Annotated in this window: 24 protein-coding genes, 1 tRNA gene and 1 pseudogene; 6 read left to right on the top strand and 20 right to left on the bottom strand. The window is 71.3% G+C overall.

Annotated features, from left to right (window positions below):
- Positions 1–196 precede the first annotated feature (196 nt).
- From ACOJV7_RS05650 to upp, 5 genes are all read right to left on the bottom strand, one after another.
- Positions 197–1,117: a type IV toxin-antitoxin system AbiEi family antitoxin domain-containing protein gene (locus tag ACOJV7_RS05650; RefSeq protein WP_420189154.1), complete on the bottom strand. Its 921-nt coding sequence runs from the start codon at positions 1,115–1,117 to the stop codon at positions 197–199.
- 186 nt (positions 1,118–1,303) lie between these two features.
- Positions 1,304–2,791 carry an APC family permease gene (locus tag ACOJV7_RS05645; RefSeq protein ID WP_420189153.1) on the bottom strand — a complete coding sequence of 496 codons (1,488 nt, stop codon included), beginning with the start codon at positions 2,789–2,791 and terminating at the stop codon, positions 1,304–1,306.
- The gene (locus ACOJV7_RS05640) at positions 2,788–3,651 is read right to left on the bottom strand and encodes a PH domain-containing protein (RefSeq protein ID WP_420189152.1); all 864 of its coding nucleotides are present in this window, start codon (positions 3,649–3,651) and stop codon (positions 2,788–2,790) included. The genes ACOJV7_RS05645 and ACOJV7_RS05640 overlap by 4 nt, the downstream gene beginning before the upstream one ends.
- Positions 3,652–3,653: 2 nt before the next feature.
- Positions 3,654–3,830 (bottom strand): hypothetical protein, encoded by a 177-nt coding sequence (locus ACOJV7_RS05635; RefSeq protein ID WP_420190409.1) that lies wholly within the window; start codon positions 3,828–3,830, stop codon positions 3,654–3,656.
- Positions 3,831–4,026: 196 nt separating this feature from the next.
- Positions 4,027–4,665, bottom strand: coding sequence for a uracil phosphoribosyltransferase (upp, locus tag ACOJV7_RS05630; protein WP_420189151.1), 639 nt, complete (start codon positions 4,663–4,665; stop codon positions 4,027–4,029).
- Between the two features lie 73 nt (positions 4,666–4,738).
- Here upp and ACOJV7_RS05625 point away from each other — a divergent pair, with 73 nt between their 5' ends.
- Positions 4,739–5,170, top strand: coding sequence for a nucleoside deaminase (locus tag ACOJV7_RS05625; RefSeq protein WP_420190378.1), 432 nt, complete (start codon positions 4,739–4,741; stop codon positions 5,168–5,170).
- On the top strand, positions 5,167–5,775 hold the full coding sequence (locus ACOJV7_RS05620) for a DedA family protein (RefSeq protein WP_420189150.1): 609 nt from the start codon (positions 5,167–5,169) through the stop codon (positions 5,773–5,775). The genes ACOJV7_RS05625 and ACOJV7_RS05620 overlap by 4 nt, the downstream gene beginning before the upstream one ends.
- A 44-nt stretch (positions 5,776–5,819) precedes the next feature.
- Here the strand turns inward: ACOJV7_RS05620 and ACOJV7_RS05615 are convergent, their stop codons facing one another.
- Positions 5,820–7,586 carry an alpha-amylase family protein gene (locus ACOJV7_RS05615; RefSeq protein WP_420189149.1) on the bottom strand — a complete coding sequence of 589 codons (1,767 nt, stop codon included), beginning with the start codon at positions 7,584–7,586 and terminating at the stop codon, positions 5,820–5,822.
- An 11-nt stretch (positions 7,587–7,597) separates the two neighbouring features.
- The gene (locus ACOJV7_RS05610; RefSeq protein ID WP_420189148.1) at positions 7,598–8,611 is read right to left on the bottom strand and encodes a TIGR03885 family FMN-dependent LLM class oxidoreductase; all 1,014 of its coding nucleotides are present in this window, start codon (positions 8,609–8,611) and stop codon (positions 7,598–7,600) included.
- A gap of 80 nt (positions 8,612–8,691) precedes the next feature.
- Here ACOJV7_RS05610 and ACOJV7_RS05605 point away from each other — a divergent pair, with 80 nt between their 5' ends.
- A complete protein-coding gene (locus ACOJV7_RS05605; RefSeq protein ID WP_420189147.1) occupies positions 8,692–9,591 on the top strand; it encodes a cation diffusion facilitator family transporter in 900 nt (299 codons plus the stop codon).
- Between the two features lie 326 nt (positions 9,592–9,917).
- Positions 9,918–10,544 (top strand): CueP family metal-binding protein, encoded by a 627-nt coding sequence (locus ACOJV7_RS05600; protein ID WP_420189146.1) that lies wholly within the window; start codon positions 9,918–9,920, stop codon positions 10,542–10,544.
- A gap of 17 nt (positions 10,545–10,561) precedes the next feature.
- Here the strand turns inward: ACOJV7_RS05600 and ACOJV7_RS05595 are convergent, their stop codons facing one another.
- Positions 10,562–11,509, bottom strand: a complete 948-nt coding sequence (locus tag ACOJV7_RS05595; RefSeq protein ID WP_420189145.1) for a nuclease-related domain-containing protein — start codon at positions 11,507–11,509, stop codon at positions 10,562–10,564.
- A 202-nt stretch (positions 11,510–11,711) separates the two neighbouring features.
- Here ACOJV7_RS05595 and ACOJV7_RS05590 point away from each other — a divergent pair, with 202 nt between their 5' ends.
- Positions 11,712–12,011, top strand: coding sequence for a hypothetical protein (locus ACOJV7_RS05590; RefSeq protein ID WP_420189144.1), 300 nt, complete (start codon positions 11,712–11,714; stop codon positions 12,009–12,011).
- Between the two features lie 83 nt (positions 12,012–12,094).
- Here ACOJV7_RS05590 and ACOJV7_RS05585 read toward each other — a convergent pair whose 3' ends face one another.
- Positions 12,095–13,585 (bottom strand): amidase, encoded by a 1,491-nt coding sequence (locus tag ACOJV7_RS05585; protein ID WP_420189143.1) that lies wholly within the window; start codon positions 13,583–13,585, stop codon positions 12,095–12,097.
- A 187-nt stretch (positions 13,586–13,772) separates the two neighbouring features.
- Between ACOJV7_RS05585 and ACOJV7_RS05580 the strand changes: the two genes are divergently transcribed.
- The gene (locus tag ACOJV7_RS05580) at positions 13,773–15,347 is read left to right on the top strand and encodes an AbgT family transporter (RefSeq protein WP_420189142.1); all 1,575 of its coding nucleotides are present in this window, start codon (positions 13,773–13,775) and stop codon (positions 15,345–15,347) included.
- A gap of 31 nt (positions 15,348–15,378) precedes the next feature.
- Here the strand turns inward: ACOJV7_RS05580 and ACOJV7_RS05575 are convergent, their stop codons facing one another.
- The 11 genes and pseudogenes from ACOJV7_RS05575 to ACOJV7_RS05525 form a co-directional block, all read right to left on the bottom strand.
- Positions 15,379–16,176 (bottom strand): Lrp/AsnC family transcriptional regulator, encoded by a 798-nt coding sequence (locus ACOJV7_RS05575; protein ID WP_420189141.1) that lies wholly within the window; start codon positions 16,174–16,176, stop codon positions 15,379–15,381.
- Between the two features lie 45 nt (positions 16,177–16,221).
- Positions 16,222–16,299: pseudogene (locus ACOJV7_RS05570) on the bottom strand (hypothetical protein); the annotation flags it as partial.
- A 93-nt stretch (positions 16,300–16,392) separates the two neighbouring features.
- The gene (locus tag ACOJV7_RS05565) at positions 16,393–18,771 is read right to left on the bottom strand and encodes a transketolase-like TK C-terminal-containing protein (RefSeq protein ID WP_420190377.1); all 2,379 of its coding nucleotides are present in this window, start codon (positions 18,769–18,771) and stop codon (positions 16,393–16,395) included.
- Positions 18,772–18,786: 15 nt separating this feature from the next.
- Positions 18,787–19,806 carry a 1-aminocyclopropane-1-carboxylate deaminase gene (locus ACOJV7_RS05560; protein WP_420189140.1) on the bottom strand — a complete coding sequence of 340 codons (1,020 nt, stop codon included), beginning with the start codon at positions 19,804–19,806 and terminating at the stop codon, positions 18,787–18,789.
- Between the two features lie 33 nt (positions 19,807–19,839).
- Positions 19,840–20,523 (bottom strand): GntR family transcriptional regulator, encoded by a 684-nt coding sequence (locus tag ACOJV7_RS05555; RefSeq protein ID WP_420189139.1) that lies wholly within the window; start codon positions 20,521–20,523, stop codon positions 19,840–19,842.
- Between the two features lie 254 nt (positions 20,524–20,777).
- Positions 20,778–20,867 (bottom strand) — tRNA-Ser (locus ACOJV7_RS05550).
- 218 nt (positions 20,868–21,085) lie between these two features.
- Positions 21,086–21,739, bottom strand: a complete 654-nt coding sequence (locus ACOJV7_RS05545; RefSeq protein WP_420189138.1) for a DUF305 domain-containing protein — start codon at positions 21,737–21,739, stop codon at positions 21,086–21,088.
- The gene (locus ACOJV7_RS05540; RefSeq protein WP_420189137.1) at positions 21,736–22,488 is read right to left on the bottom strand and encodes a DUF3105 domain-containing protein; all 753 of its coding nucleotides are present in this window, start codon (positions 22,486–22,488) and stop codon (positions 21,736–21,738) included. Before ACOJV7_RS05540 ends, ACOJV7_RS05545 begins: the two co-directional genes overlap by 4 nt.
- Before the next feature lie 79 nt (positions 22,489–22,567).
- A complete protein-coding gene (locus tag ACOJV7_RS05535) occupies positions 22,568–23,713 on the bottom strand; it encodes a mannosyltransferase family protein (RefSeq protein WP_420189136.1) in 1,146 nt (381 codons plus the stop codon).
- Positions 23,710–24,579 (bottom strand): CHAD domain-containing protein, encoded by an 870-nt coding sequence (locus ACOJV7_RS05530; protein ID WP_420189135.1) that lies wholly within the window; start codon positions 24,577–24,579, stop codon positions 23,710–23,712. Before ACOJV7_RS05530 ends, ACOJV7_RS05535 begins: the two co-directional genes overlap by 4 nt.
- The gene (locus tag ACOJV7_RS05525; RefSeq protein WP_420189134.1) at positions 24,576–25,130 is read right to left on the bottom strand and encodes a LytR C-terminal domain-containing protein; all 555 of its coding nucleotides are present in this window, start codon (positions 25,128–25,130) and stop codon (positions 24,576–24,578) included. Before ACOJV7_RS05525 ends, ACOJV7_RS05530 begins: the two co-directional genes overlap by 4 nt.
- Positions 25,131–25,135 lie beyond the last annotated feature (5 nt).

Genomic DNA, 25,135 nt, shown 5'->3' with positions numbered 1-25,135 from the left:
CCCCGCCCCAACTTTTGCTCCCCATGAGGGAACGTTGAGGGTCCGGAGGGAACATTTCCGTCCGGATCCTCAACCTTCCCTCCGCATGGGCGCGCCTCTTCGCAGGCGACCGACTCCCGTATGCCGTCACGCCGCCGCGAGCGCCGAGCGCACCTTCGTGGTCACGCCGCCGCGAGCGCCGAGCGCAGCTTCGCGGTCACGCCGCCGCGAGCGCCGAGCGCACCTTCGCGGTCACGGCTCCAGGACGCTCGAGGTCTGCCCACGTGATCCGGACGACGACGTAGCCAAGGCGTCGGAGCTCGTCCTCACGGCGCTTCTCTGCCCACAGCACCGACGGGTCGCCGGTGTCGTACTTGAGCCGTCCGTCGAACTCGACGATGACGTTGGTCCCCGGGATGAGGAAGTCGACCCGTCCGACGAGGTGCCCGGTGCGGTCGCGGATCTCCACCTGCGGCTCGACTGTGAACCCGGCCATCATCAGGGCGATGGCGCACCTCGACTCTCCCACCGACTCGCGTCGTCCGTCGGCGAACGCGAGGGTCGCCATGGCACGGCTCCCGTGCCGCCAGCCACGGACCACCTCCACTGCCTCCTCCAGCTCGGCCGGTGTCACGAGCCGCTCGTGGAGGGCGTGGTCGGCACTGACGACACCCTGGACGACGCCATGCTCCCTCGCGTGCGCGGCGAGCGCCGTCGCCAGCGGGACAGCCGGGCCGAGGCTGGTCGAGGTCACGGGCTGTCCGGTCCACTGCCGCACGCGGAAGCACCCGACCCGAACGGAGCGGTCGAGCGGCCGCAGGACGTGGACCGTGGTCAGGTCCACACCCCAGACGCGCACTCCGCGTGCCAGGACTGCCGAGCTGCCGCTGAGCGTGGCGTCGTCCCAGAGCAGGGTTGCGCCGAAGGCGCGCGCCTGGTGCCACGTCACTGGTGAGGTGGGATCGACGAGGGCGCTGACGGCATACAGGCCTCTTGCGGGGTGGAGGAGCTCCTTGCCACGGACGGCGTGCACGAGGGCAGCGGGCGACATGCCCGCTCGCAGTGCCTGTCGCGTCGTGAAGAGCCCGTGCTGTCCTGCTGCAAGGGCGATGAGTGCCGGTTCGAGGAGTGACGTCATGCCGCGAGCGTGCGCTGGTGGCCGCAGCGTCACCAGGTGCCTGCGTCGGACCTGTGGACGGTCGCGGTCCGAGGCGAGACCTGTGGACGGCCGGCATACGGAGGAGAAGTTGAGGGTCCGGACGGAAATGTTCCGTCCGGACCCTCAACGTTCCCGCAAGGGGAGCAAAAGTTGCGGCTGGCGGGGTCAGGTGCTGGTCATGCTGGGGACCTCGCCCTCGCGGGCCCTGCCGGCGAGCCGCGACCGCTTGTAGCCGTAGACGAAGTAGATGAGGAACCCGAGCGCGAGCCAGATGAGGAACCGCAGCCACGTCTCGACCGGCAGCGTGAGCATGAGGTAGAAGCAGATCGCCGCCGACACCCACGGCAGCCACGGCGAGAAGGGCACCCGGAACGGTCGCTCGAAGTCCGGCCGGCGGCGACGCAGCACCGGCACCGCGATCGACACGAGGAAGAACGCCGTGAGCGTACCGATGTTGATCATGAACTCGAGCTTGCCGACCGGCGTGAGTGCGGCGACGAGGGCGACGAGCAGCCCGAGCCCGATCGTGATCTTGAGCGGCGTGCCGGTGCGGCGGTTGACCTTGCCGAGCGCCGACGGGAGCAGCCAGTCGCGCGACATCGCGAAGACGACGCGCGAGGCGCCGATGAGGAGCGTCATGACGACCGTCGTCAGACCAGCCACCGCGCCGGCCGAGATGAGCGTCGCGTATGCCGGCTTGCCCACCTGCTCGAACGCTCCGGCGAGCGACCCGGCCTCGGCGAGCTGGTCGTACTTGACCATGCCCGTGAGCACGAGGGCGGTGGCGCAGTAGAGCACGGTGCAGATGATGAGCGAGCCGATGATGCCGCGGGGCAGGTCACGCGCCGGGTTCTTCGCCTCCTCGGCGGTCGTCGCCACGACGTCGAACCCGATGTAGGCGAAGAAGACGAGCGAGGCAGCAGCGAAGATCCCGGAGATGCCGAACGCCGCCGGCGCGAACCCGAAAAGGTACTCGATGAGCGGCTGCTCCATCGTCGAGCCGCTCTCCGTCGGCTGCGACGGCGGGATGAACGGCGAGTAGTTCGAGGACTTGATGTAGCCGATGCCCGCGAAGATCACGAAGAGGACGATGAAGACCTTCAGCGCGACGAGCGCCATGTTGACCCGCAGCGACTCCTTGATGCCGATCGACACGAGCACCGTGAGCGCCAGCACGAGGAGGAACGCCGGCAGGTCGAACGACGACCCGTAGGCCACCGACTCGGGGATCGTGATGCCCAGGTGGTCGAGGAAGATCCCGAGGTAGGCCGACCACCCCTGGGCGACGACCGACGCTCCGAGCAGCAGCTCGAGCAGGAGGTCCCAGCCGATGATCCAGGCGACGAGCTCACCGAGCGAGGCGTAGGAGAACGTGTAGGCCGACCCCGACACCGGGATCGACGACGCGAACTCGGCGTAGCAGAGGGCCGCGAGCCCGCAGCAGAGCGCGGCGACGATGAACGAGATGATGACCGCGGGCCCGGCGAGCTGGTTGGCCGCACGGCCGGCGACGGTGAAGATCCCGGCGCCGATGACGACCCCGACACCGAAGACGGTGAGGTCGAGCGCGGTGAGGCGTTTCTTGAGCTGGTACTCGGGCTCGTCACCCTCGCGGATGGTCTGCTCGATGGACTTGGTCCGCATGACGCTCATCGCATTCCCTTTCGTCCGGGCCGACGCTGGCCGCGCGGCCTGATGACGGGGATCTCACCCGTGTCCTCCAACCGAGAAGCGTGCAGGAGATCGGAGCTTCGGTAAAGGGTCTCGTGCGGCGGCGCCACGGCGCCGTGGTCACGGACCGGGTTGCGTATGCCGTCCGCCCCCCGCTCGTCGCCACCTCGCCCGAGGTAGTCGCGCCAGCCGTGCGGGTCCTCCCAGTGGTCCTGCCACCCGTCGTCCCAGCCCTCGGGCCCGCGGCCGGGTCCGTCGCCGCCACGACCACCGCCGTGACCGTCACCGCGGCCGTCGTCGTCGCCCTCGTCCCAGCCGTCGTCGGGGTCGCGCGGGGCGTCCGACCCGAAGAGCACGGTGCAGATGGCGCGGTAGTGGCGGTTGGCGTCCGGGACGTACTCGATGTGGCCGAGCGCCTGGTCCTGGCCGGCCGACTCGAGGAGGAACGTGCCGTAGCCGATGATCCGGCCCATGACCGACCGGTCGAAGGTCATGTCGGTGACCTTGGTGAGCGGCATCATCGCGACCTTGCGGCGGATGAACCCGTAGAAGAGGAGGAAGCGCTTGTCGGTGGCGACGAACCAGTCGTGGCGCCAGTTGAGGTAGCGCCACGTGAGGTACCCGGCACCGGCGAGGACGGCATACCAGAAGAAGTTCGCGAGCATCGCGCCACCGCGCGTCTGCGGGGCCTCGGCCTCGACGAAGGTGGCGAGGAAGAGGAGACCGACGAAGATGAGGATCGGGCGGATCTGCGAGAACCAGTGCTGGCGCACCATCGTGACGACGTTCTCGCCCTCGACGAGGTAGCGGTCCAGCTCGCGGTCGAGGCGCCCGGACGCCAAGGTCAGCTCCGGGCGATCAGCGAGTCGAAGAACCGCCCGATGTTGCGCACGCCGTTGACGATGACGTCCCACGCGCTGCCGACGATGTTGGCGGCGTCAGAGGGCGAGGTGAAGATGGCGTAGAGCAGGAAGATGACGAGCAGCCACGTGACGATCTTCTTGACCGGGGGCATGGACACGTCGTCTCTCTCTCGGGTTCAGGCTCGGCGCAGGGGCGCGCGCGGGCTCGCAGCACTTCATGATGACGGATCAGCGTGTGACGGGTGTGACTCATGTGAGCACACGGCGTGTCGCCCGCCCGGGGATGTCTGCCGAGCGGGCACAGCCGCGGGAGCGGGCACAGCCGCGGGAGCGGGCGCAGACGCCGGGGCGACCTCAGACGAGGCCGTAGAGCCGGTCGCCCGCGTCGCCGAGGCCCGGCACGATGTAGCCGAGCTCGTTGAGCTTCTCGTCGATCGAGCCGGTCACCAGCTGGACGGGCACCCCGGCGTCGGCGAGCGCCTCCTCGAGGTGGGCGATGCCCTCGGGGGCGGCGAGCAGGGTGACCGCGGTGATGTCGTCGGCGCCGCGCTCGAGCAGGAACCTGATCGCGTCGGCCATCGAGCCGCCGGTGGCGAGCATCGGGTCGAGGACATAGACCTGACGGCCGGAGAGGTCGTCGGGCAGGCGGTTTGCGTAGGTGATCGCCTCGAGCGTCTCCTCGTTGCGCTGCATGCCGAGGAAGCCGACCTCGGCGCTCGGCAGGAGGCGCACCATGCCCTCGAGCATGCCGAGCCCCGCACGCAGGATCGGCACGATGAGCGGCTTGGGGTTGGAGAGCTTGATGCCCGTCGTCGGGGCCACGGGCGTCTCGATCTCGAACGGCTCGACCCGCACGTCGCGGGTCGCCTCGTAGGCAAGGAGCGTCATGAGCTCCTCGGCCAGTCGCCGGAACGTCGGCGAGTCCGTCCGCTTGTCACGCAGGTAGGTGAGCTTGTGTGCGATGAGCGGATGGTCGGCAACGTGAACGCGCATGGGTGAAACTTAGCGCGTGACCCCCGACCCGAGGCCGTCGTCCTCCCCCGTGCGCGAGGAGTATGCCGTCGCCATGGGTCGCGCCCTCGAGCTCGCCTCGCGCGCGGCGCAGGACGGTGACGTGCCCGTGGGTGCCGTGGTCCTCGACCCGACCGGTGCCGTCATCGGCGAGGGCCGCAACCTGCGCGAGGTCGACAACGACCCGACCGCGCACGCCGAGGTGGTCGCACTCCGGGAGGCGTCACGGCATACGGGGTCGTGGCGGTTGGACGACTGCACGCTCGTCGTGACGCTCGAGCCCTGCCCCATGTGCGCGGGCGCGGCGATGCTCGCCCGGATCTCGCGGATCGTCCTCGGCGCCTGGGACCCCAAGCTCGGCGCCACCGGGTCCGTCTGGGACGTCGTGCGCGACCGGCGGGCCACGCACCGCATCGAGGTCGTCGGCGGCGTCCTCGAGGCCGCGGCGTCGCGCCAGCTGCTCGACTTCTTCGGGGAGCGCCGGTGACCGACGTCCTCGCCGGTCTGCTCGACCAGCCGCCGTGGGTCATCCTCACGATCGCCGGGCTCGTCGTCTTCGGCGAGTGCGCGCTCTTCGTGGGCATGGTGCTGCCCGGCGAGACCGTGGCAGTCCTCGCCGGGGCGGCCGCTGCGCTCGGTCGCACGACCCTCGCCTCCGTCCTGCTCGTCGTCCTCGCTGCCGCGGTCATCGGGGACAACGTCGGGTATGCCGTGGGTCGCAACGCGGGTCCGCGCCTGCACCGGCGGGTCACCAACCCGGCGCGACGACAGCGGCTGGCCAGGGCCGAGGCGCGGCTGCGGCTGCGTGGTGGCCTCGCGGTCCTCGTCGGTCGGTGGACGCCGTTCGTGCGCTCGGTCATGCCCTCGCTCGCCGGCATCTCGGGCATGTCGTGGCCCCGCTTCATCGCCTGGGACCTGCTCGGCGCGGGGTCCTGGGCGGTCGGCAGCGTGCTCGCGGGGTTCGCCGCGGGCAAGTCCTACGAGCAGGTCGTGTCGTGGTTCGGCACGGCGGGTTCGGTGCTGCTCGGGGCGTTCCTCGTCGTCGGCGTCGCCGTGTGGAGCTGGCGCCGGACCGCGTCGGCGCGCGCCTGACCGCCTCGGCGCGCCCCTGACCTCCCGGACGTCCGGATCCGGCGTCAGGGGATGCGGAGGTCGCCGACCGGGTGGACCCGCAGCCAGCGGTAGCCGTAGCCCTCGAGCACGACCTCGAGGGAGCCGTCGTCGGTGACGACCTCGCCGCCGGAGAACAGGTCCGCGAGGGCGACGTCACCCTCCTCGGTCCACTCCGAGACATCGAGGGTGACGGTGCACGGCTCGGCGCCGAGGTTGTGCACGGCGATGACCGCGGCCTCCCCGGTCGAGCACTGGTGGGCGAGCACGGCGTCAGACTGCGGCGCGTGCTGGCGCAGCAGCGTGAAGTCGCCCCAGCCGAGCTCGGGGCACGAGCGGTAGGTCTGGACGAGGTGGCGCATGAAGGCCCACAGCGAGTGCGCGTCGGTGCGCTGGTCCACGACGTTGACGTGCTCGGGGCCGAAGCCACCCGGCGTCGGGCGGCGGACGAGCCGACGGGCAGGCGCCTTCGAGAAGCCACCCGAGGGGTTCGAGGACCACTGCATCGGCGTGCGCACCGCGTGCCGGCCTTCGCCGGCGAGATCCTCACCCATGCCGATCTCCTCGCCGTAGAAGAGGGTCGGCGTGCCCGGGAGCGAGAAGAGCAGGCTGTAGGCCATGCGCACCCGGCGCGGGTCGCCGTCGAGCATCGGCGGCAGACGGCGCTTGAGCCCGCGGTCGTAGATCTGCATGTCGGGGTCGGGGCCGAAGGCGGCGAAGACCTCCTCGCGCTCCGTGTCGGTGAGCTTGTCGAGGGTGAGCTCGTCGTGGTTGCGCACGAACGTCGCCCACTGGCAGCTCGGGTGGATCGGCGGCCGGTCGGTGAGCGCCTGGGCGAGCGTGCGCGCGTCCTCGCGCGCCATCGACAGATAGAGCTTCTGCATCCCGATGAAGTCGAACATCATGTGCAGCTCGTCGCCGGCCTCGGCGCCGAAGTACTCGCGTTGCTGGGCGTGCGGGAGGTTGACCTCGCCGAGCATGATCGCGGCGCCGTTCCGGCGGTTGATGAAGGCGCGCAGGTCCTTGAGGTGCTGGTGCGGGCTGATCGACTGCACGACGTCGTCGTTGTGTCCGGCGGCTTTCTCGCCCTTCGGCTTCGAGTCCTTCGTGGCCCCGCCCTTCGCGCTCTCGCCCTGCTTCGCCGTCGTCTCGACGTCCTCGACGAAGAACGGCACGGCGTCGACGCGGAAGCCGTCGAGGCCGAGCTCGAGCCAGAACCCGGCGATGCGGGCGATCTCGTCACGGACCTGCGGGTTGGCGACGTTAAGGTCGGGCTGGTGGGCGTAGAAGTGGTGGAGGTACCACTCGCCGGTCTTCGCGTCCTTGCTCCAGATGCCCTTCTCCTTGTCGGGGAAGACGACCTGGTCGCTCGTGTCCGGCGGGGTGTCCGAGCGCCAGACGTACCAGTCACGCTTGGGGGAGTCGGTGCTGCGCCGCGACTCCTTGAACCACGGGTGCTGGTCGGACGTGTGGTTGACGAGGAGGTCGGCGATGACACGGATGCCGCGGTCGTGGGCCGTGCGGACGACCTCGACGAGGTCGCCGGCCGTGCCGACGCGTGGGTCGACGCCGTAGAAGTCGCTGACGTCATAGCCGTCGTCCTTCTGCGGGCTGGGGTAGAAGGGCATGAGCCAGATGCAGGTGACGCCGAGCTCGGCGAGGTAGTCGATGCGCTGGGCGAGGCCCTGGAGGTCGCCGATCCCGTCGCCGTCGGAGTCGTAGAAGGTCTCGACGTCGAGGCAGTAGATGACGGCGGTCTTCCACCACTGGTCGCTCGTGTCGGTGATGCGCATGGGTCGCCTCCTCAGGCCGTCGCGGACGTGGTCGAGCCGGCGGAGCCGGTCGAACCGACTGAGCTGGACGAGCCGGGTTGCGGCAGGACCTCGGACCCGAAGGCGTCGATGAAGCCGGACTGCTCCTGCCCGACGTGGTGGAGGTAGAGGTCGTCGAAGCCGAGCGACGCGAGGTGCTCGAGGCGCTCGCGGTGCTCGCCGAGGTCGGACGAGACCTGCACCGTCTCGCGGACCGCCTCGGCGGTGACCTGCTCGCCGATGGCATCGAACGCTTCAGCGGTCTCGGTGTCCCACGCCACGGGCGGCCCGATGACGTTGCTGCGCCACTGGTCGACCGCGATGTCCTCGGCGGCCTGCTCGGTCTCGGCCCAGCTGAGGTGCACCTGGAGCGAGAGGTCGCCGCGACCACCAGCACCCCGGTAGGCGTCGATGACCTCCCGCAGCGTCTCCTCGGGCTGGACGATCGTGATGAGCCCGTCGGCCCACGCGGCCACGCGGGAGGCGCTCTCGACGGAGACGACCGGCGCGATGAGCTTCGGCTGCCGCTCGGGCAGGTCCCACAGGCGCGCCCGGTCGACGGTGACGAGGCCGTCGTGGTTCACCTCCTCGCCGTGGAGCAGGCGCCGGATGACGTCGACGCACTCATCGAGCCGCTGGTCCCGCAGCTCCTTGCGCGGCCAGCCCTCGCCGGTGATGTGCTCGTTGCTCGCCTCGCCGCTGCCGAGGGCCACCCAGAAGCGGCCCTCGAACATCTGCGCCAGCGTCGCGATCTTCTGCGCCGCGACGGCCGGGTGGTAGCGCTGTCCAGGGGCGCTCACGCACCCGAAGGTGAGGTCCGTGGTCGCGAGGGCGGCGCCGAGCCAGGCCCACGTGTAGCCGCTGTGTCCCTGTCGCGCACTCCACGGTGAGAAGTGGTCCGAGCACATCGCCATCGAAAAGCCCGCACGCTCGGCGTGCTGGACGTCGGCGAGGAGGCGGCCGGGGCTGATCTGCTCGTGCGATGCGTGGAAGCCGTATCGGGTCATGCCCCCCACCAGACCACACGCCGGCGCCCCCGGACCATGTCCGTGCGGGTGGGATTCCGCTGCGGCGCTAGCGTGTGCGCATGGGCAGCGGGCACGGCCACGGGCACGCCGGGGCGACGCACCGGTGGCGGCTCCGGGTCGCCTTCGTGCTCATCGCCGCCTTCTTCGTCGTCGAGCTCGTCGCCGGCCTCACCTCCGGTTCGCTCGCGCTGCTGTCCGACGCCGGGCACATGGCCGCTGACGTCGTCGCGCTCGGCGCGGCCCTCGTCGCCACCCGCATCGCCGGACGCGACGACACGACCGGGCGGCGCACGTACGGGTCGTTCCGTGCGGAGGTCTTCGCGTCGGGACTGGCCGTGCTCCTCATGCTCGGCGTCGCGGCATACATCGCGGTCGAGGCGGTCCGACGCATCGGCGAGACGCCGGTGGTCGCGACCGGCCCGATGCTCGTCGTCGGTGGTCTCGGGCTCGTCGTCAACGTCGTCGCGCTCACGCTCCTGCGCGGCGGGGCGGCCGAGTCCCTGAACGTCAAGGGCGCCTACCTCGAGGTCGTCGCCGACACGCTCGGCTCGGTCGGGGTCATCGCCGCGGGACTCCTCGTCGCGGCCACGGGCGACGCGTGGTGGGACACCGGGATCGCGCTCGCGATCGCGGCGTTCGTGGCCGTGCGCGCCGCGATGCTCGGTCGTGAGGTGCTCGCCGTCCTCGGCCAGCACGCCCCCGTCGGGGTGCGTCCGGACGACGTCGCCGCGGCGCTCGGAGCGGTCGACGGGGTGCGCGACGTCCACGACCTGCACGTCTGGACACTGACCTCCGGCATGAACGTCGCGACCGCGCACCTCATGACCCACCAGGGCACCGACCCCCACGAGGTCCTCGACGCGGCACGGCACGTCATGCGCAGCGACTTCGGTGTCGAGCACGCGACCCTCCAGGTCGAGCCGGAGTCACACACCGGCTGTCACGACGTCACCTGGTAAAGCCGTTGCGCTTCGGCCCCGCGCGGCTTATTTTCGAGGCACACGGAAGGGAGGTGGTCCAGGAAGTGATTTCCCGTTGGACGCGTGAGGTGACTGCGCGCTAGTCGTGCACCTCGACTGCCGAGGTCGCGCCGCCCGGCGCAATCCCAGCAGCTCACCGCAGCCCGCGGGCCGTGCAGGTCGTCCCCTGCACGTGCTGCCTCCCACATGGAGCGGCAAGGCCCGCGGGCTGTTCCCTTTCCCGGACAATGAGCGTCGTATGCCGTCCGCTCGTGTCGGGACCCACCTCCGGTCCGCGCTCTGGCGGGGCTGAGGCAGCTTGCGGCATGCGACTGATCCGCACCGTCCTCCTCAGCACCTTCGCCGTCGCCGTGCTCCCGGGGTGCGCCGGCTCGACCTCCGGCGCTGTCACCGCTGAGCGAGTGCCGACCACGGCGCAGTCCGCTGCACCGTCGGATGCGTCGTCAGCGGCCGGCCGGGCGCTGCTCGCCAAGCACTCGTTCAGCGGGAAGAGCGCCGTCGAGATCATCGACCAGCTCGACCGCATGGCGGTGTCCTCGCGGCCGACGGATCTCATGGCGTCCGTGCGACCCCGGCAGCTCGTCGTGTCGGGTGACGACACGGGGGTGTCGCTGCCGATCCCGGACGACCGGTTCTACCTGTCGGTGGCGCCCTATGTCGACACAACGCACGACTGCTTCAACCACTCGCTGACGACGTGCAAGGGCGAGATGGGCGGGGAGGACGTGCAGGTGAACCTTGTGGAGGAGGGGGCCGGCTCGGTGCTCGTGGGCGAGACCAAGACGGTCTTCGACAACGGTTTCGTCGGTCTGTGGCTGCCGAAGGACATCACCGGCACCCTGCGGATCACCCACGACGGCCGGACGGCCGAGTCCCGAATCTCGACCCACGACGATGACCCGACCTGCCTCACGACCATGCGCCTCACCTGACGGACGATCTCGAGGTCCTACTGCCAGGTGGTGGACCGGCGAGCGACCTCGTAGACCCTCTCCACGATCTCGTCGGTGTGGAGGTCGCCGTGTCGGCGAAGCCAGGACGCGAGCTGCATTCGCGGCACGACGGCCACTCCGTCGGGCTGTGACTTCACGGTGACGCTTTTCGCGTTGACGGTGACGACGAGGCCTTGGACATGGACGGTGAAACCGCAGGCTTCGGAGAGGACGCGCGAGGCCCGCTCGGCCTCGTGGCGGGCGTTCCGGACGTAGGGCTGCCTCGAGCCGTTGACCATGAAGGTGTTGCCGCCCACCCAGATGGCCGCACCTGGATGGTGCTTGGCGTTGACGGTGAAGACTCCGCCGGGGCCGACGACCACATGGTCGATGTCGGAACCTCGACCGCCGACCGGCACGGCGTGCAGGAAGCGCCACCTCGGGTCCTTCATGCGGACCTTGGCGAGCTCTGCCGCCACCCTCTCCTCGCCATCGGCGCCGATCCGCCACGCGCGCTCGTCGGTGTGGACGCCGAGGACCCGCGCGAGCGCGGTCCTCACTGGAGCAGCACTCCGTGCGGACTGCGCCCGCTGGCGCGCCTCGGCCCCGGCGCTGTTGGACGCGAGGTCGATCCACGGCCGCTGGTCAGCGTCGGGCAGCGGCTCGGACTCGTCCGGGACGTCATCGTCGTGAGCGTGTCCTGCTGACAGGTCCGGTTCGTGCAGAGCCGGCTCGGGAAGGAGCTGCTCGGCACGGTCGTCGGCATCCGCGGGTTCGGCCGGCTGGGACTCGCGCCACCGGGCCACCGCCTCGACGAGCCTTGGCTCGAGCTCGGGACCTTCTGCGTGGCCGGTGTCGTCGGCGAGGTCCCAGAAACCGACCTTCGTCCCGTCCCACGTCTCCACGTAGAGGCGGTCCTTGCCCCATCGCCGCCACCTGGTCACCACGAGCTGCTCGTCCCCCACCGTCGCATTGTGGCCGAGGGCTTCAGAGGAAGCACGGAGTTCGGTCAGATCGCCCCGACCGGTCGGGTCAGCCCGTTCGTGCTGACCCGGGCCCGTGTGGTGGAGCGAGCCCGCCCGCACCATGTCGCGGAACGCGCGTGCACTCCACGCTGAGCAGTGGCGCCATGGAGGCGCCAGCCGGCGACGAGGAAGGAAGACGAGCATGAGGAGACTGTTCGCGACCGCGGCCTGCGTGGTCGCCCTGGCAGGACTGTCCGCCGCACCAGCCATGGCGGGTGAGATCAAGGGTCCGCCGTCGACCGGGGGCCACAGCACGAACACGACCGGTGCGCTCGACCACGCGCGCTCGGCCTGTGCGGCGAGTGGCCTCAACGACATGGACCCCGAGGAGGGCCAGGTCGACTCGCAGGTCCAGACGGCGGCCGACTCGTGGAAGTACTACGGGCTGCCCAAGGGCGCACCCGGCACCCTCGGCCTGTGCCGCGGCAACGCCGGCGAGTGACGAGCCTCAGCGAGGGACCCCGGCAGCGCGGCTGCCGGGGTCCCTCGTCGGCGGCCGACGCCGGGACCTCGCCGGCGTCCTCGTCACGGCGTGACGGGTGACGCACTCGCGAGGACGCCGGAGCCCGGTGCGGACCCGGCGGCCGCGCCGACGGTGAAGGCGTCGAGCGACGGCCGACGCAGGTGCTGGGGGTTGGCCTCCTCGTAGACCGCGGCCACCGCCAGAAGGAGGTCGTCTGAGCCGTCCGGCCCCACGAGCTGCAGGCCCACAGGAAGGCCGTCGGCGTCGAAGCCGGCGGGCACGGACATGGCCGGCAGCCCGGTGGCCGAGATGAGCGTCGCCGCCCTCATCCAGTCGAGGTAGGTCTCCATGGCCACGCCTGACACCTCCGGCGGGAACTCGAGCGACGCCTCGAACGGTGCGACCTGGACGGACGGTGCGACCAGCAGGTCGTAGCTGTCGAAGAACGCATTCGTGCTGCGACGCAACCGTGCTCGTGCGCTTGCGGCGGACCGGAGCTCGTCGGCGGTGATCTCCATGCCCTTGCGCAGGTTCCACTGCAGCGCGGGCTTGAGCTCGTCGTGGTGGTGAAGGTAGAGGTCGCCATAACCCGTGGCGAAGTCGTAGGCGCGGGTCGTCTGGAAGACCTCGTCGGCATCCCTGAGGTCGGGACAGGCTTCCGTGACCTCAGCGCCGAGTGAGGCGAGGAGCTCGGCCTGCGCCTCGACGACCTCGAGGACACCCCCCTCCACCGGCACACCGATCCCGAAGTCGAGCGTGAACCCCACCCGCAGCCCGGCGAGCGACCCCTCGTGAACCCCGGCGGGGACGGCGACCGGCGCGGGGGCCGAAAGCGCCGACGCCGGGTGAGGGCCACCGATCACCGACATCATGAGCCGCAGGTTCGCGACGGTCCGGGCCATCGCACCCTTGCGCGAGATCCAGGCCCACGGGTCGGCGCCACCCAGCGGGACCACCCCGGCCGAGGGGCGCAGCCCCACGAGGTTGCAGAAGGACGCCGGCGTGCGGATCGAGCCGCCCATGTCGCTGGCGTCACCGGCGGGCTGGATGCCTGCAGCGATCGCGGAGGCCACCCCGCCACTGGACCCCCCGGCACTGCGCGACGGGTGGTACGGGTTGGTGGTGGTGCCGAACAGGGGATTGAACGTGTGCGAACCCGCCGCCAGCTCGGGGGTGTTCGACTTGCCGGTGGTGACCACCCCGGCGGCCCTGAGTGAGGCGATGATCGGCGCGTCGGCCGTCGGGACGCGGTGGGCGAACAGCGGTGAGCCGAGTGTCGTCCGCAGCCCCGCCGTGTCGTGCGTGTCCTTGTGGGTCATCGGCACGCCGTGCAGCGGCGGCAGGGGAGCGCCCGACGCGGCGAGCGCGTCGGCGGCCGCGGCGGCCCGCGTCGCCCCGTCGACGTCGACCGTGCAGATGGCGTTGACCAGCGGGTTCACCTCGTCGATCCGGTCGAGGTGCGCCCGGAGGGCCTCGGTGGCGGAGAGGTGGCGCGAGCGCAGCAGCCGGACCATCTCCACGAGGCTGAGGTCGGAGATCTCGGAGGTCGTCATGGCTCCCAATCTCCGGGGGCAGCCGGGGCGCCGCCAGCAAGCGAGGCCCCCGAGGGCCTCACGACCGGTATTCGCCTCACCCGTGGCCGATTCCGCCATCCGCCCCCTGACGGCCGGCGGATGTCTGCCATCGCTCGACGGGGTTGGCTAGCGTCCGACCACCCACATGAGCCTCGGGAGGAACCGGATGAGCACCACCGAAACAGTGACCGAGCCCGCCGCCAAGGCAGAGCTGTCGCCGGGGCTGAACCGTCTGTTCGGCACCCTGTCGGGTATCGAGCGGCTCGGCAACCGGCTGCCCCATCCCTTCTGGCTCTTCTGGATCCTCAGCGGCGTGCTCGCCGTCGTGAGCGCCGTCATGGCAGGCCGCGGGGTGTCGGTGCAGCTCCCCGGCACGGACAAGACGACCGCCGTCGAGAACCTGCTCTCCATGGACGGCCTGTCCTTCGCCCTGGGCTCGGCGCTCGACAACTTCGCCGGCTTCCCCGCCCTGCCGGTCGTGGTCACGGCCCTCATGGGTGTCGCGGTGGCCGAGCGCAGCGGCCTCATGCAGGCGCTTCTCCGCGGGACCATCGTGCGGCTGCCCGCCCGCTGGGTCACCTTCGCCGTCGCCTTCGCCGGCACCGTCGCCCACGCGACCTTCGACGCGGCGTTCGTCATCCTCATCCCCCTCGCGGCGCTGGCCTTCAAGGCGGTCGGGCGCAGTCCCGTCATCGGTGTCGTGACGGCATACGTCTCGGTGGCGGCCGGCTACAACGCGAGCCCGCTCATCACCCCGTCGGACGCGATCCTCGCCGGAATCTCGACGAGTGCCGCACGGATCGTCGACCCGGCATACGTCGTCACACCCCTGGCCAGCTACTACTGGAACGCCGCCTCGTCCGTCCTCGTCGCCATCGTCGTGACGGTGATGATCGAGAAGGTCCTCAGCCGCCGTCCCGACTGCGCAGCAGACGAGGAGCCGAACGCCGCCGACGGTCCGACCCAGCCCATCGACCTCTCCCTCACGCCCGTCGAGCGCCGCGGCCTGTGGGCGGCCGCCGGCATCGCCGTCGTCGTCATCGGAGCGATCGCGGCGGCCACCCTGCCCGGCTCGTCGCCCCTGCGCGGCGAGGACGGCTCGCTCATCCAGTCGCTGCCGGTGCTCAACGTCGCGGTCATCGTGGCCGTGGTCTTCGCCGCCTGCGGCCTTGTCTACGGTCGCGTCACCGGGTCGGTGCGCGGTCTCGGTGAGGTCCCCGACCTCATGTCCGACGGTGTCCGCCTCATCGCACCCGTCGTCGTGCTCTTCTTCTCGATCTCGCAGTTCCTCGCCTACTTCAAGTGGACGGGCATCGGGTCGGTCGTCGCGGTCGAGGGCGCGGCCCTGCTCGAGAGCCTCGAGACGCCGAACCTCGTCTTCCTCATCGCGCTCGTCGTCATGGTGAGCATCATCAACATGCTCGTGACGAGCGGCTCGGCGATGTGGGCGCTCATCGCGCCGATCGTCGTCCCGATGATGATGTACGTCGACGTGTCACCCGAGGTCGCGCAGACGGTCTTCCGCATCGGCGACTCGTGCACCAACGCCGTCACGCCGATGAGCGCCTACTTCGTCCTCGCGCTCGGCTACATGCAGCAGTACCGCAAGAACGCCGGCATCGGCACCCTGGCGTCCTACACCCTGCCGATCGCGCTGGTGCTCCTCGTCGCGTGGACCGCCGCCTTCGCCCTCTGGTATGCCGTCGGCCTGCCTCTTGGTCCGGGCGTCCCGGTGCGCTGAGCGCACCACCACCGGGCCTGCGTATGCCGTGTCAGAGCGGTGTGCGCAGGCCCGAGCGCTTCATCGCCTGGAGCACGACGGACACCTGCGCGGTCTGCACGAGGCTGCGCCAGGAGCCGCTGACGAGCTCGTAGAGCGTCGCCTGGTCGGGCACCGCGACGTTCACGGCGAGGTCGAACTCGCCGGCGAGGGCGATGGCCTCCCGGACGTAGGGGTTGCCGACGACCTTGGCGCTGAAGGCGTCCATCTGGCCGGGCAGCAGGCGGATCCAGAGCATCGCCTCGACGGGGTAGCCGAGACGTGCGGGCTCGACGACGGCCCGGGACCACAGGTGGCCGTTCGCCTGCAGCCACTCAAGGCGGCGCCGGGCGGTCGACTCGCTGATCCCGGCCTGGCGGGCGAGCGTCGTGACGGTGGCGCGGCCGTCCTCGGCCAGGCTGCGGGTGATGGCCCGGTCGTTGGCCGACAGGGACTCGGGCGGCTCCGACGAGGGTTGCTGCACACCGAAGGGCGGCGCCTCGAGTGCGGCGACCTGGTGCGGGGTGAGGATCGGTGGGCGCCACTGCCGGACGGACTGGAGCACCCTCAGGACGGGGTCGGTGTGTGCGCGGACGAGGCCGATGGTCGCTGGCAGTTCGTCGAGCACGAGGCCGGACAGCCCGGAGGTCCCGACCCTGATCTCGGCGACGCAGTCCACGGCGCCGGTGAGGGCGTAGGCATAGACGCAGTCGGCGCGCTGAGACAGCGCGGTCGTCGTGCTGCGCACCGACCCCACGGCGCACTCCGCGCGCACGAGAACCGCCGAGTTGTGGCCGCTGAGCGTCGACACCCGCACGACGTTGCTCTCGAGCAGGGCTGTCCCACGCCGGGTGACCGTGCGCTCGGACTCGTCGAGGACCTCGGCGATCCGGTGCCAGGGCGCGCGGCCGTCGACCTGCAGGGCCGCGACGATCCTGCGGCGAGCGAGTCGAGCGAGTCGAGGGGTTCGAGGGCTCCCGGGGGCCGGGTGGTCACGACGGCATCATGTCCCACCCGACGCCCCGAGTCACCGACCCAGCAGCGACAGGGCGGCGTCGACGACGGACGCCGCGTCGATCCCGTGCAGGCGGTAGGCGTCCGGGAGGCTGCTCGACTGGCCGAACTCGGTCACGCCGAGACACCGGACCGGGTCACCGCGCAGCCCCGCGAGGAAGGCGAGGGTGTGCGGGTGCCCGTCGAGCACCGTGACGAGCGGGGCACGCCCCTGCCGGGGGAAGAGGACGTCGGCGATGTCGCTGCGCTCGCGGGCGGCGACGGAGCCGCGCCCGGAGAAGGAGCGGAAGACGAGGTCCGGGCTGGTCAGGCAGACCACACCTGCGACGACTCCCTGCTCCTCGAGCCGGCGTGCCGCCTCGACCACCTCGGTCATCATCGCGCCGACCCCCACGAGGGTGACCTGCTCGTCCTCGGGCGAGTGGTGCGTGAGCCGGTACCCACCGGCCACGGCGTGCTGCCGTCTGCGCTCGCGGGACGCGGGGTCCTGCGGGACCTGGGCGAGGTCCTGGTCGACGGGACGGGTGCTCAGCCGGAAGTAGGCCGACGTGCCACCGGGGACCCCGACCCGGCGCATCGCCTCGAGCAGGCACCACTCCAGGTCCTGTGCGAAGGCGGGCTCCCACGCGATGCATCCCGGCTGCTCGAGCCCGATCGACGGCGTGGTGATCGACTGGTGCGCACCGCCCTCGGGGGCGAGGGTCACGCCCGACGGGGTGCCGACGAGGATCGACTGGCCCCCGGCATAGATGCCGTAGGACCACGGCTCGAGCGCACGGGTCACGAACGGGTCGTAGATCGTCGCGATCGGGAGCAGCCGCTCACCCCACCGGCTCCACGTCGCACCGAGCTCGCCGAGGAGGCCGACGAGGTTGACCTCGGCGATGCCCAGCTCGATGTGCTGACCGGTGGGCGCCTCGGACCAGCGCAGCACCCGTTCGCGGTCGTCGGCGAACCAGTCCTTGCGGTCCTCGACCGACCAGACGCCGGTCTTGTTGATCCAGCCACCCATGTTGGTCGACGACGCCACGTCGGGACTCGTCGTGACGATCCGGGCGGCGATGCCGGGCTCTGCCCGGTGGAGGTCCGTGAGGAACCGTCCGAAGGCGGCCTGCGTCGACGTCGAGTTCCTGTAGTCGCGCGCCAGGGTCGTCGGCACGTCCAGCGACGCGACGTCCGGCACGGCCGGGCGGGCCAGGGCGCGCTGGCGCTCACGGCACGCCCTTCCTGCGGCGGAGTCGGCAGGGAAGACCTGCCACGGGTCGTCGAGGTCGGTGCCGCACGCCTCGGCCAGCGCAGCCATCTGGTTGGCCGTGAGCAGCGCGGAGTGGTTGTTGGGGTGGCCTTCGGTGGGCAGGCCACGACCCTTGACCGTGTAGGCGAACACGACGCTCGGTCGGTCCTCGGCGAGGTCGCGGTAGGTGTCGACGAGGAGTCCAAGGTCGTGCCCACCCAGGTCGCGGACCGCTGCCGCGAGCTCGGGTGCCGGCAGCGACCCCACGAGCTCGGCGAGCCCGGGTTCGGGGCTCTCGCCGATGACCCGTCGCGCGAGCTCGTCGCCCTCGGACCGCAGCAGTCGCTGGTACTCCTCGTTGGGCATGAGCTCGAGCCGGCGCCGCAGGGCGTCGCCGCCCTCCCGCTCGAAGAGGTCCGAGATGAGTCGGCCCCACTTGAGGGTGACGACCTGCCACCCGGCAGCGCGGAACATCTCCTGGAGGCGGGAGATCTGCATGTCCGGCACGACCCGGTCGAGGGACTGGCGGTTGAGGTCGACGATCCACGTCAGCTCCCCGAGCCGGGCGACGCTCGGGTCGGCGATCGCCTCCCAGATCGCGCCCTCGTCGAGCTCGGCGTCGCCGAGCAGGCCGATGAAGCGGCCCGCCTCGGGTGTGTCCGGGAAGTGCGAGCGCGCGTAGCGGTGGGCCACGGCGGCCCAGAGCGGAGCGGTCGCACCGAGACCCACCGAGCCGGTGGAGAAGTCCGGTGCGTCCGGGTCCTTGGTGCGGCTGGGGTAGCTCTGCAGGCCATCGAGCTCGCGCAACCGGGGGAGATAGCTCACGTCGAGGTTGCCGAGGAGGTAGGTGATGGCGTGGAGCACCGGCGAGGCGTGTGGCTTCACCGACACCCGGTCGGTGCTCCTGAGCTCGGAGTACCAGAGCGCCACCATGAGGTCGACCATGGACGCGCTGGACGCCTGGTGGCCGCCGACCTTGACCCCGGTGTCGTTGGGGCGACCGGCATTGGCCGCGTCGACGATCGCGGCCGACAGCCAGAGCACCCGGTCCGCGATCTCGCGCAACGTCGCGAGCTCGGCGCTACTGGTCGTGGCGGTGCCGGCGGGCGTCTCGGCGTCGCCGTGGGCGTCGGCGCCACCGTGGCTGTCAACGAGCATGCTCACGGCTCCACCTCACTCGAACGCGCCGGCATACGCGTTGAGCGCCGGCTGGCCGCCGAGGTGGGCGTAGAGGACCGTGGAGTCCTTGGGGATCTCGCCAGAGGTGACGAGGTCGATGAGCCCGGCCATCGACTTCCCTTCGTACACAGGGTCGGTGATCATGCCCTCGAGGCTGCCCGCGAGTCGGATCGCCTCGATCGTGGAGTCGACCGGGATGCCGTACTCGTCGCCGGCCCAGCCCTCGAGGACGGTGATCTCGTCGTCCCGGAGGTCGCGGCCGAGGTCGATGAGGTCGGCGGTGTGGCGCGCGATCCGGCCGACCTGGTCTCGGGTCTTCTCGAGGGTCGCCGAGGCGTCGATGCCGAGCACCCGGCGGGGCCGTCCACCGGCCTCCTCGAGCGCGGCGAAACCGGCGATCATGCCGGCGTGGGTCGAGCCGGTGACCGTGCAGACGACGATGGTGTCGAAGAAGACCCCGAGCTGCTCCTCCTGGGCGGCGAGCTCGTAGGCCCAGTTGGCGAAGCCGAGTCCGCCGAGCCGGTGCTCCGAGGCGCCGGCCGGGATCGGGTAGGGCTTGCCGCCCTGGCTCTCGATCTCGTCGATGGCCTCCTGCCACGACTGGCGGATGCCGATGTCGAAGCCGGCCGGGTCAAGGCGGGCGTCGGCGCCCATGATCCGCGACAGCAGGATGTTGCCGACCCGGTCGTTGCCCGGGTCCTCCCAGTTGACCCAGCGCTCCTGCACGAGGCGCACCTTGAGGCCGAGCTTCGCACCGACGGCGGCGACCTGGCGGGTGTGGTTCGACTGGTAGCCGCCGATCGACACCAGGGTGTCGGCACCGGAGGCGAGCACGTCGGGGACGATGTACTCGAGCTTGCGGGTCTTGTTGCCGCCGAAGGCGAGGCCGGAGTTGACGTCCTCGCGCTTGGCCCAGACCTGCGCGCCGCCGAGGTGGGCGGTGAGCCGGTCGAGCGCGTGCACGGGGCTGGGGCCGAAGGTCAGGGGGTAGCGCTCGAAGTCCGCGATGGACATGGGTGTCTCCTTGGTTCTGGGGGTGGGGCGGGTTCAGCCGGCCCGGCTGTCGGTCTCTTCGTCGACCAGGTCGACGAGGGGGAGCAGGGTCTGCCAGTTCTCCTGCGCGGCGCGACCGGCCGCGACGGCGTCACCCGACGCGCACAGCGCGATGATCTGCTCGTGCAGGGTGATCGAGCGCCGGCCGTCGAGGCTCGAGAAGCGGATCCGCTCGAGGCGCCGGAGCACGGGGGTGACCTGCTCCAGCACCGTGAGTGCGGCGGGGTTGGCGCTCGCGATGACGGTGACGGCGTGGAAGTCGTCGTCGGCGGAGAGCGCCGCCTCGGCGTCATGGGCGTCGAGGGCGTCGGCGAAGCGCTGGTTGGCCTCGCGCATCGCCCGAAGGTCACTCTCCGAGAGGTTCGGGACCGCCTCGCGCACGACGAGCTCGTGCAGGGCCGCCGCGACGGCCTGTGAGGCACGGGCCTCACGGACGTCGAGGGGGCTGACCCGGGTGTAGCTGCCGGGCTTGGACTGGACGAGGCCGGCCCGCTCGAGACGGCTGAGCGCTTCCCGGACCGGCGTCCTGCTCACTCCGAGCCAGCGGCCGAGCTCGGCGTCGTTGAGCCTCTCGCCCGGTTCGAAGGTGCCGTTGATGATCCCGGCGCGCAACGCGAGGTAGGCGTCGTCACGCAACAGCAGTCGAGGCTTGTTGTCGGAGCCCTGAGGGATTGGCATGCAATATATTGCACACGGGATTTCCTTGGCGTCAAGGGGTGAAGGGGGTGGGGTGCGCGCGGCGGAACCGTTGCAGGCGCCAACGACGAGGCCCCGAGCACGGATGCTCGGGGCTGCGTCGTCTCTGACGGTGGCGGTGGGAGCCGTCGTCCGCGCCCGGCCTCGTTCCTCGGCCTCCCGCGAACCCCTCCAGTTCCCGCGCATCCGAAAACGACGTAGGACCCGGCGGTGAAGCTGCCGGGTCCTACGTCGTCTGGCGGTGGCGGTGGGATTTGAACCCACGGTGGGCTTGCACCCACACACGCTTTCGAGGCGTGCTCCTTAGGCCGCTCGGACACACCACCGCGAAGCAGGATACGCAACGAGACCTCATGCGCGAAATCGGGCTGGGTCCGGACGGCACACGCCGTGCTGGCGCGGACGGCATACGCCGCCCCGGGCGGACGGCATGCGCCAAGCCGGGCGGACGGCATGCGGAGGGAAGGTGGAGGGTCCGGAGGAGAACGTTCCCTCCGGACCCTCAACCTCCCCTCATGGGGAGCAAAAGCTGCGGACCCCGGCGTCAGGAGCGCGCGGCGAGCATCTGCTGCATCGTCGTGATCTCGGACGTCTGTGCGGCCCTCATGGCGCCGGCGAGCGTGACGACCTCGGGTCGGTCCGAGCGGGCCAGCACGGCGTCGGCCATCTCGACACCGCCCTTGTGGTGGGCCGTCATGAGGGTGAGGAAGATGCGGTCGGCCTCGACGCCGCGTGCAGCGGTCAGCCGGGCGAGGTCCGCGGCCGACGCCATGCCGGGCATCGGGACCTTGTCACCGGACGCCGACGTCGCACCGTGGTGGTCGTCGCCCATCCACGCCATCGGCGGCTGCGAGCCGGTGGGGGTGAGCCCCCACAGCTGGAGCCACGCGAACATCTGCCCGGCCTGCTGCTGCTGGCTCGTGGCGATGTCGTTGGCGAAGGTGCGGATCGCCGGGTCCTCGGTGCGCTCGGCGACGATGAGCGACATCTGCACCGCCTGTGCGTGGTGGGTCTGCATGTCACGGGCGAAGCCCGCCTCGGCCGACCCGTCCAGGGGGAACCCGCCCCGCCCGAAGAGCGACCAGCCGAGGACGAGTCCGGCGAGCAGCGACAGGACCGCGAGCAGCACCGACAGACCGACGACCTCACCCCGGGAGCGGGGTGAGGCCGTCGGTACTGCGGGGTGGGACTCGGTCACGAGGCCGACGGTGAGGGGCTCGCACCCGGCATCGACGAGGGGCTCGTCGACGGCGACGCGCCCGGGGTCGGCGTCGCCGCGGGGGCGCCGCCGGCGAGGCTCGGCGAGACCGTCGGGTCCGTGCCGTCGGTGCCGTTGGTGCACAGGGCGCCGGGCTCGGGCGTGCTCGGGCCCTGACGGTACTTCTTGATGAACTCCTCGAGGCGCGGGTCATCAGCGCTGTCGAGCTGGATCTGGTGGCCCCAGGTCGTGGCGACGACCGGCGACGGGATCCCCTCGTAGGGCGAGAGCAGCGCGTAGGTGTCCGGCAGGACGTCCTTGAGCTTGTCGACCTCGGCCGCGGCGAGGTCCGGCTTGTAGGTCACCCACACGGCTCCGTGCTCGAGCGAGTGCACGGCGTTCTCGTTGGGCACCGGCGCGTCGTAGACGCCGCAGTTGAGCCACACCGGGTTGTGCTCGCCGCCCACCGGCGGGTTCTCCTTGTAGGTCACCGGCGTCTGGACGTGCGCGCCCGCCTCGTAGGTGTAGTCCTTGACGGCGCTGAGGCTGGGGGTGTTGGCGCGGTCGTTGACGACGGCGAAGGCCACGGCCCCGACGACGATCGCGATGGTCACCGCGGCGGCCCCCCAGATCGCGAGCAGCCGGCGCTTGTCCTTCGCCTGCTGCTCCCTGCGCATCTGCGCCACACGGTCGGAGGCGTTGCGCTGGCTCGCGCGCGCCTTCTTGCTGCCACTCCCGGACGGGGCCACGTCACACTCCTGAGAACTCGAACGTTGTCGCGACAGATTGTGACCCATACGCCTGGGAGTTCGCTGGGGCAGTCCGCTTTCAGGCGACCCAGTGGCGGGTCGCCACCGCCCAGGTGGCGGCGACGAGGAGGACGGCCGACAGTCCCAGCAGCACGGCATACAGACGCCGGTATGCCGTCCGGTCCGGCAACGTCGCGAGCGCGACGTAGGCGGGGAACCAGGTGAGGGCGTAGCGGGGTGCGGAGACCCACAGGGTCGAGCAGAGGACGACGCCGACGGTGAGCGCGAGATAGGTGAGCTCGGGCCAACGGCGCTGTGCCACAAGGAGAACGCACACCGCGACACCGAAGAGCACGGCGACGATGTCGGCCGCACGGCTCGCCGCCAGCCAGGCGTCGGGGCTGTCGAGGAGGGACTGCCAGGCCGCGGTCAAGCCCGTCCACGGCATGGCCGTCGTCCGCTTCCAGCCCTCGTCCTGGGCCTCCTGCCACGCGTTCCACGAGCCGGTGAGCGAGTGGAGGTGGACGAGGTAGGCGCCGACGCCCAGGGCCGGCAGCCCGAGGGCGAGGACGTCCACGCGTGGACGCGGTCGGCCGTCGCGGTGCCACTGGACGGCATACATGACGACGAGCCCGGCGGCGAGGAAGAGCCCGTTGACGCGGACACCTGCGGCGAGGGCCGCGAGCGTTCCGGCCCACCACCACTGGCGGCGGGAGGCGAGCAGCCACGCCCCAAGGGACAGTGCGAGGAAGAGCGCCTCGGTGTAGACCGAGACGAGGAAGAAGCCGCACGGGGCGAGCGCGAGCAGGAGGACGGCACGGCGCCCGGCCGCGGGTCCTCCACGGGCGTCGTCCGCGACGAGTCGCCACAGGAGCGCGGCGGCGACGACGCCGGCGACGACCGACACGAGCAGGCCGGCGGCGGTGACGCTGCCGCCGACGAGCGGCGCGAGGGCCGCCATGAGGAGGGGGTAGCCCGGGAAGAAGGCCTGGTCGCAGCAGTCGAGCCCCGGTGGGAGGTAGCCGACGGTGGCGATGCGCACGAAGTGGTAGCTGTCCCAGCCGGCGAAGCGGTCGAGCCACTCGGTGCCGGTCGCCCACTCGTGGTGGACGGCGCCCTGTCTCGCGGCCGCGGCCATGACGAGCAGGGTGGCGGCGAGGAGGACCCGTGACCCGAGGAAGACGAGCCCTGCCCTCAGGAGCGGCGATGCGCCGAGCGTTCTCACGGGGCAGGGCGCCAGGGCGGGGTCGCGGCGCGAAGCCGCTCCACCGCCTCCGACGCACGTCGCAGGGGGCCTTCGGTGTCGGTCTGCGGCGGGGGCGCCCCGACGAGCTCGAGGAGGTGGCGGCTCGTCTGCGCGTCGCCGAGGTCGCCGAGGGGGTCCTGGACGTCGGCGACCCGCTGGGTGAACTCGTGGACCGGGGAGCCGGGGGTGACCGCGGTCCCGGACGGGACGGCATACAGGCTGCCGAAGGCCTGGATGCCGTAGCGGAGGCGTCGCGCCTCCTTGCGCACCTCGTGGCGCTCGCTCGGGCTCGCCTCGGCGAGGGCTGCGCCGCGACGCAACACCCTGCGGAGACTGCGGTCGAGGGCCGCGGTGGCCGCCTCCACCGCGGGAGGGTCGGCGGGGACCTCGTCGTGGAGGTGGCGCAGCAGACCGTCGACGTGCGTCCTGAGGTCACCCCAGCGCTCCGAGCCCACGAGAGCGACGACCTCGTCGTAGGCGGCCTCGCGCCGGGCGAGGAGCTGCTCGCGTACCGGACGGGGAAGTGCGTCGGCGTGGTCCCGCACCGTGATGTCGAGGTCGCGGGCCGGGCCGAGCGGCACCGCCAGGTCGCGGATCTCCGTCGCCACCCAGGCGAGCTTCTCGCCGTCGCCGAGCGGGCGCCGCAGGAGCGAGATGGCGCTGCGGGCGCGACGGACTCCGACCCGTACCTGGTGGAGCGCCTCCGGTTCGCGCTCGGCCACGAGCACCTCGACGTGCCGGCTCACGTGCTCGCCCGCCCCACGCACGACGACGTCGAGGGCCTGCGTCGCCGTGAGGTCGGCGGAGAGCACGGCCGCCGCCACGGCCCCCGGCGTCGAGGTCACGTCGACGACTTCGACGGCACGGTGCTCGGGGAGGGACACATGGGGAGCCCGGTGGGGGACGGGGTCGGCGCCAGCGCGGTGAAACCGGAGCCGAGGACGAGGTCCAGCGAGGCGTCCTTGCGGCCGTCGGCGACCGCGGTCGTGCCCTTCCCGCCGAGCGGGACCAGCAGCGGCGTCCGGGAGCGGCCGGCCGCACCGTGACGGACCTCGACGACGGCGACCTTGCGCTTGAGGGGGTCGTTGCGGACCTCGCCGATGACGAAGCCTCGCTCGCGCAGCTCGGCGGCGGTGCGGGCCGCGAGACCGTTCTTCGTCGTCGCGTTGTAGACGTTGACCGTCGTCGTCCCCGGCGTCGGGACCTTGGGGTCGAAGGGCCGGCACGTCTCCGTCGAGGTCGGCGTCTCCTCCCCGCGCGCGCCGGACGCCTCGTAGTAGGAGTAGGCGTACCAGAACGCGAAGAAGAGCATGAGCAGCACGACGAGGATCGTCGTCGCCGCCTTGCGCTGCTGGTGGCGGTGCCGCAGCTCGGACGTGAGTTCGCGTTCGGCCATGACGG

The organism is Knoellia tibetensis (assembly GCF_048606415.1).
In the GTDB taxonomy this organism is placed as follows: Bacteria; Actinomycetota; Actinomycetes; order Actinomycetales; family Dermatophilaceae; genus Knoellia; species Knoellia tibetensis.
The sequence above is the reverse complement of the archived record's forward strand: the minus strand, read 5'-3'. Positions and strand labels throughout refer to the sequence as shown.

Bases quoted from the DNA above. Each gene is read 5' to 3' on its own strand.
- ACOJV7_RS05590 (WP_420189144.1), top strand. From the start codon at position 11,712: ATGAGGAGACTGTTCGCGACCGCGGCCTGCGTGGTCGCCCTGGCAGGA.
- ACOJV7_RS05625 (WP_420190378.1), top strand. From the start codon at position 4,739: ATGGGTCGCGCCCTCGAGCTCGCCTCGCGCGCGGCGCAGGACGGTGAC.
- ACOJV7_RS05645 (WP_420189153.1), bottom strand. From the start codon at position 2,791: ATGAGCGTCATGCGGACCAAGTCCATCGAGCAGACCATCCGCGAGGGT.
- ACOJV7_RS05555 (WP_420189139.1), bottom strand. From the start codon at position 20,523: ATGCCAATCCCTCAGGGCTCCGACAACAAGCCTCGACTGCTGTTGCGT.
- ACOJV7_RS05615 (WP_420189149.1), bottom strand. From the start codon at position 7,586: ATGCGCATCACCGACACGAGCGACCAGTGGTGGAAGACCGCCGTCATC.
- ACOJV7_RS05605 (WP_420189147.1), top strand. From the start codon at position 8,692: ATGGGCAGCGGGCACGGCCACGGGCACGCCGGGGCGACGCACCGGTGG.
- ACOJV7_RS05650 (WP_420189154.1), bottom strand. From the start codon at position 1,117: ATGACGTCACTCCTCGAACCGGCACTCATCGCCCTTGCAGCAGGACAG.
- ACOJV7_RS05600 (WP_420189146.1), top strand. From the start codon at position 9,918: ATGCGACTGATCCGCACCGTCCTCCTCAGCACCTTCGCCGTCGCCGTG.
- ACOJV7_RS05565 (WP_420190377.1), bottom strand. From the start codon at position 18,771: ATGCTCGTTGACAGCCACGGTGGCGCCGACGCCCACGGCGACGCCGAG.
- ACOJV7_RS05585 (WP_420189143.1), bottom strand. From the start codon at position 13,585: ATGACGACCTCCGAGATCTCCGACCTCAGCCTCGTGGAGATGGTCCGG.
- ACOJV7_RS05610 (WP_420189148.1), bottom strand. From the start codon at position 8,611: ATGACCCGATACGGCTTCCACGCATCGCACGAGCAGATCAGCCCCGGC.
- ACOJV7_RS05580 (WP_420189142.1), top strand. From the start codon at position 13,773: ATGAGCACCACCGAAACAGTGACCGAGCCCGCCGCCAAGGCAGAGCTG.
- ACOJV7_RS05560 (WP_420189140.1), bottom strand. From the start codon at position 19,806: ATGTCCATCGCGGACTTCGAGCGCTACCCCCTGACCTTCGGCCCCAGC.
- upp (WP_420189151.1), bottom strand. From the start codon at position 4,665: ATGCGCGTTCACGTTGCCGACCATCCGCTCATCGCACACAAGCTCACC.
- ACOJV7_RS05525 (WP_420189134.1), bottom strand. From the start codon at position 25,130: ATGGCCGAACGCGAACTCACGTCCGAGCTGCGGCACCGCCACCAGCAG.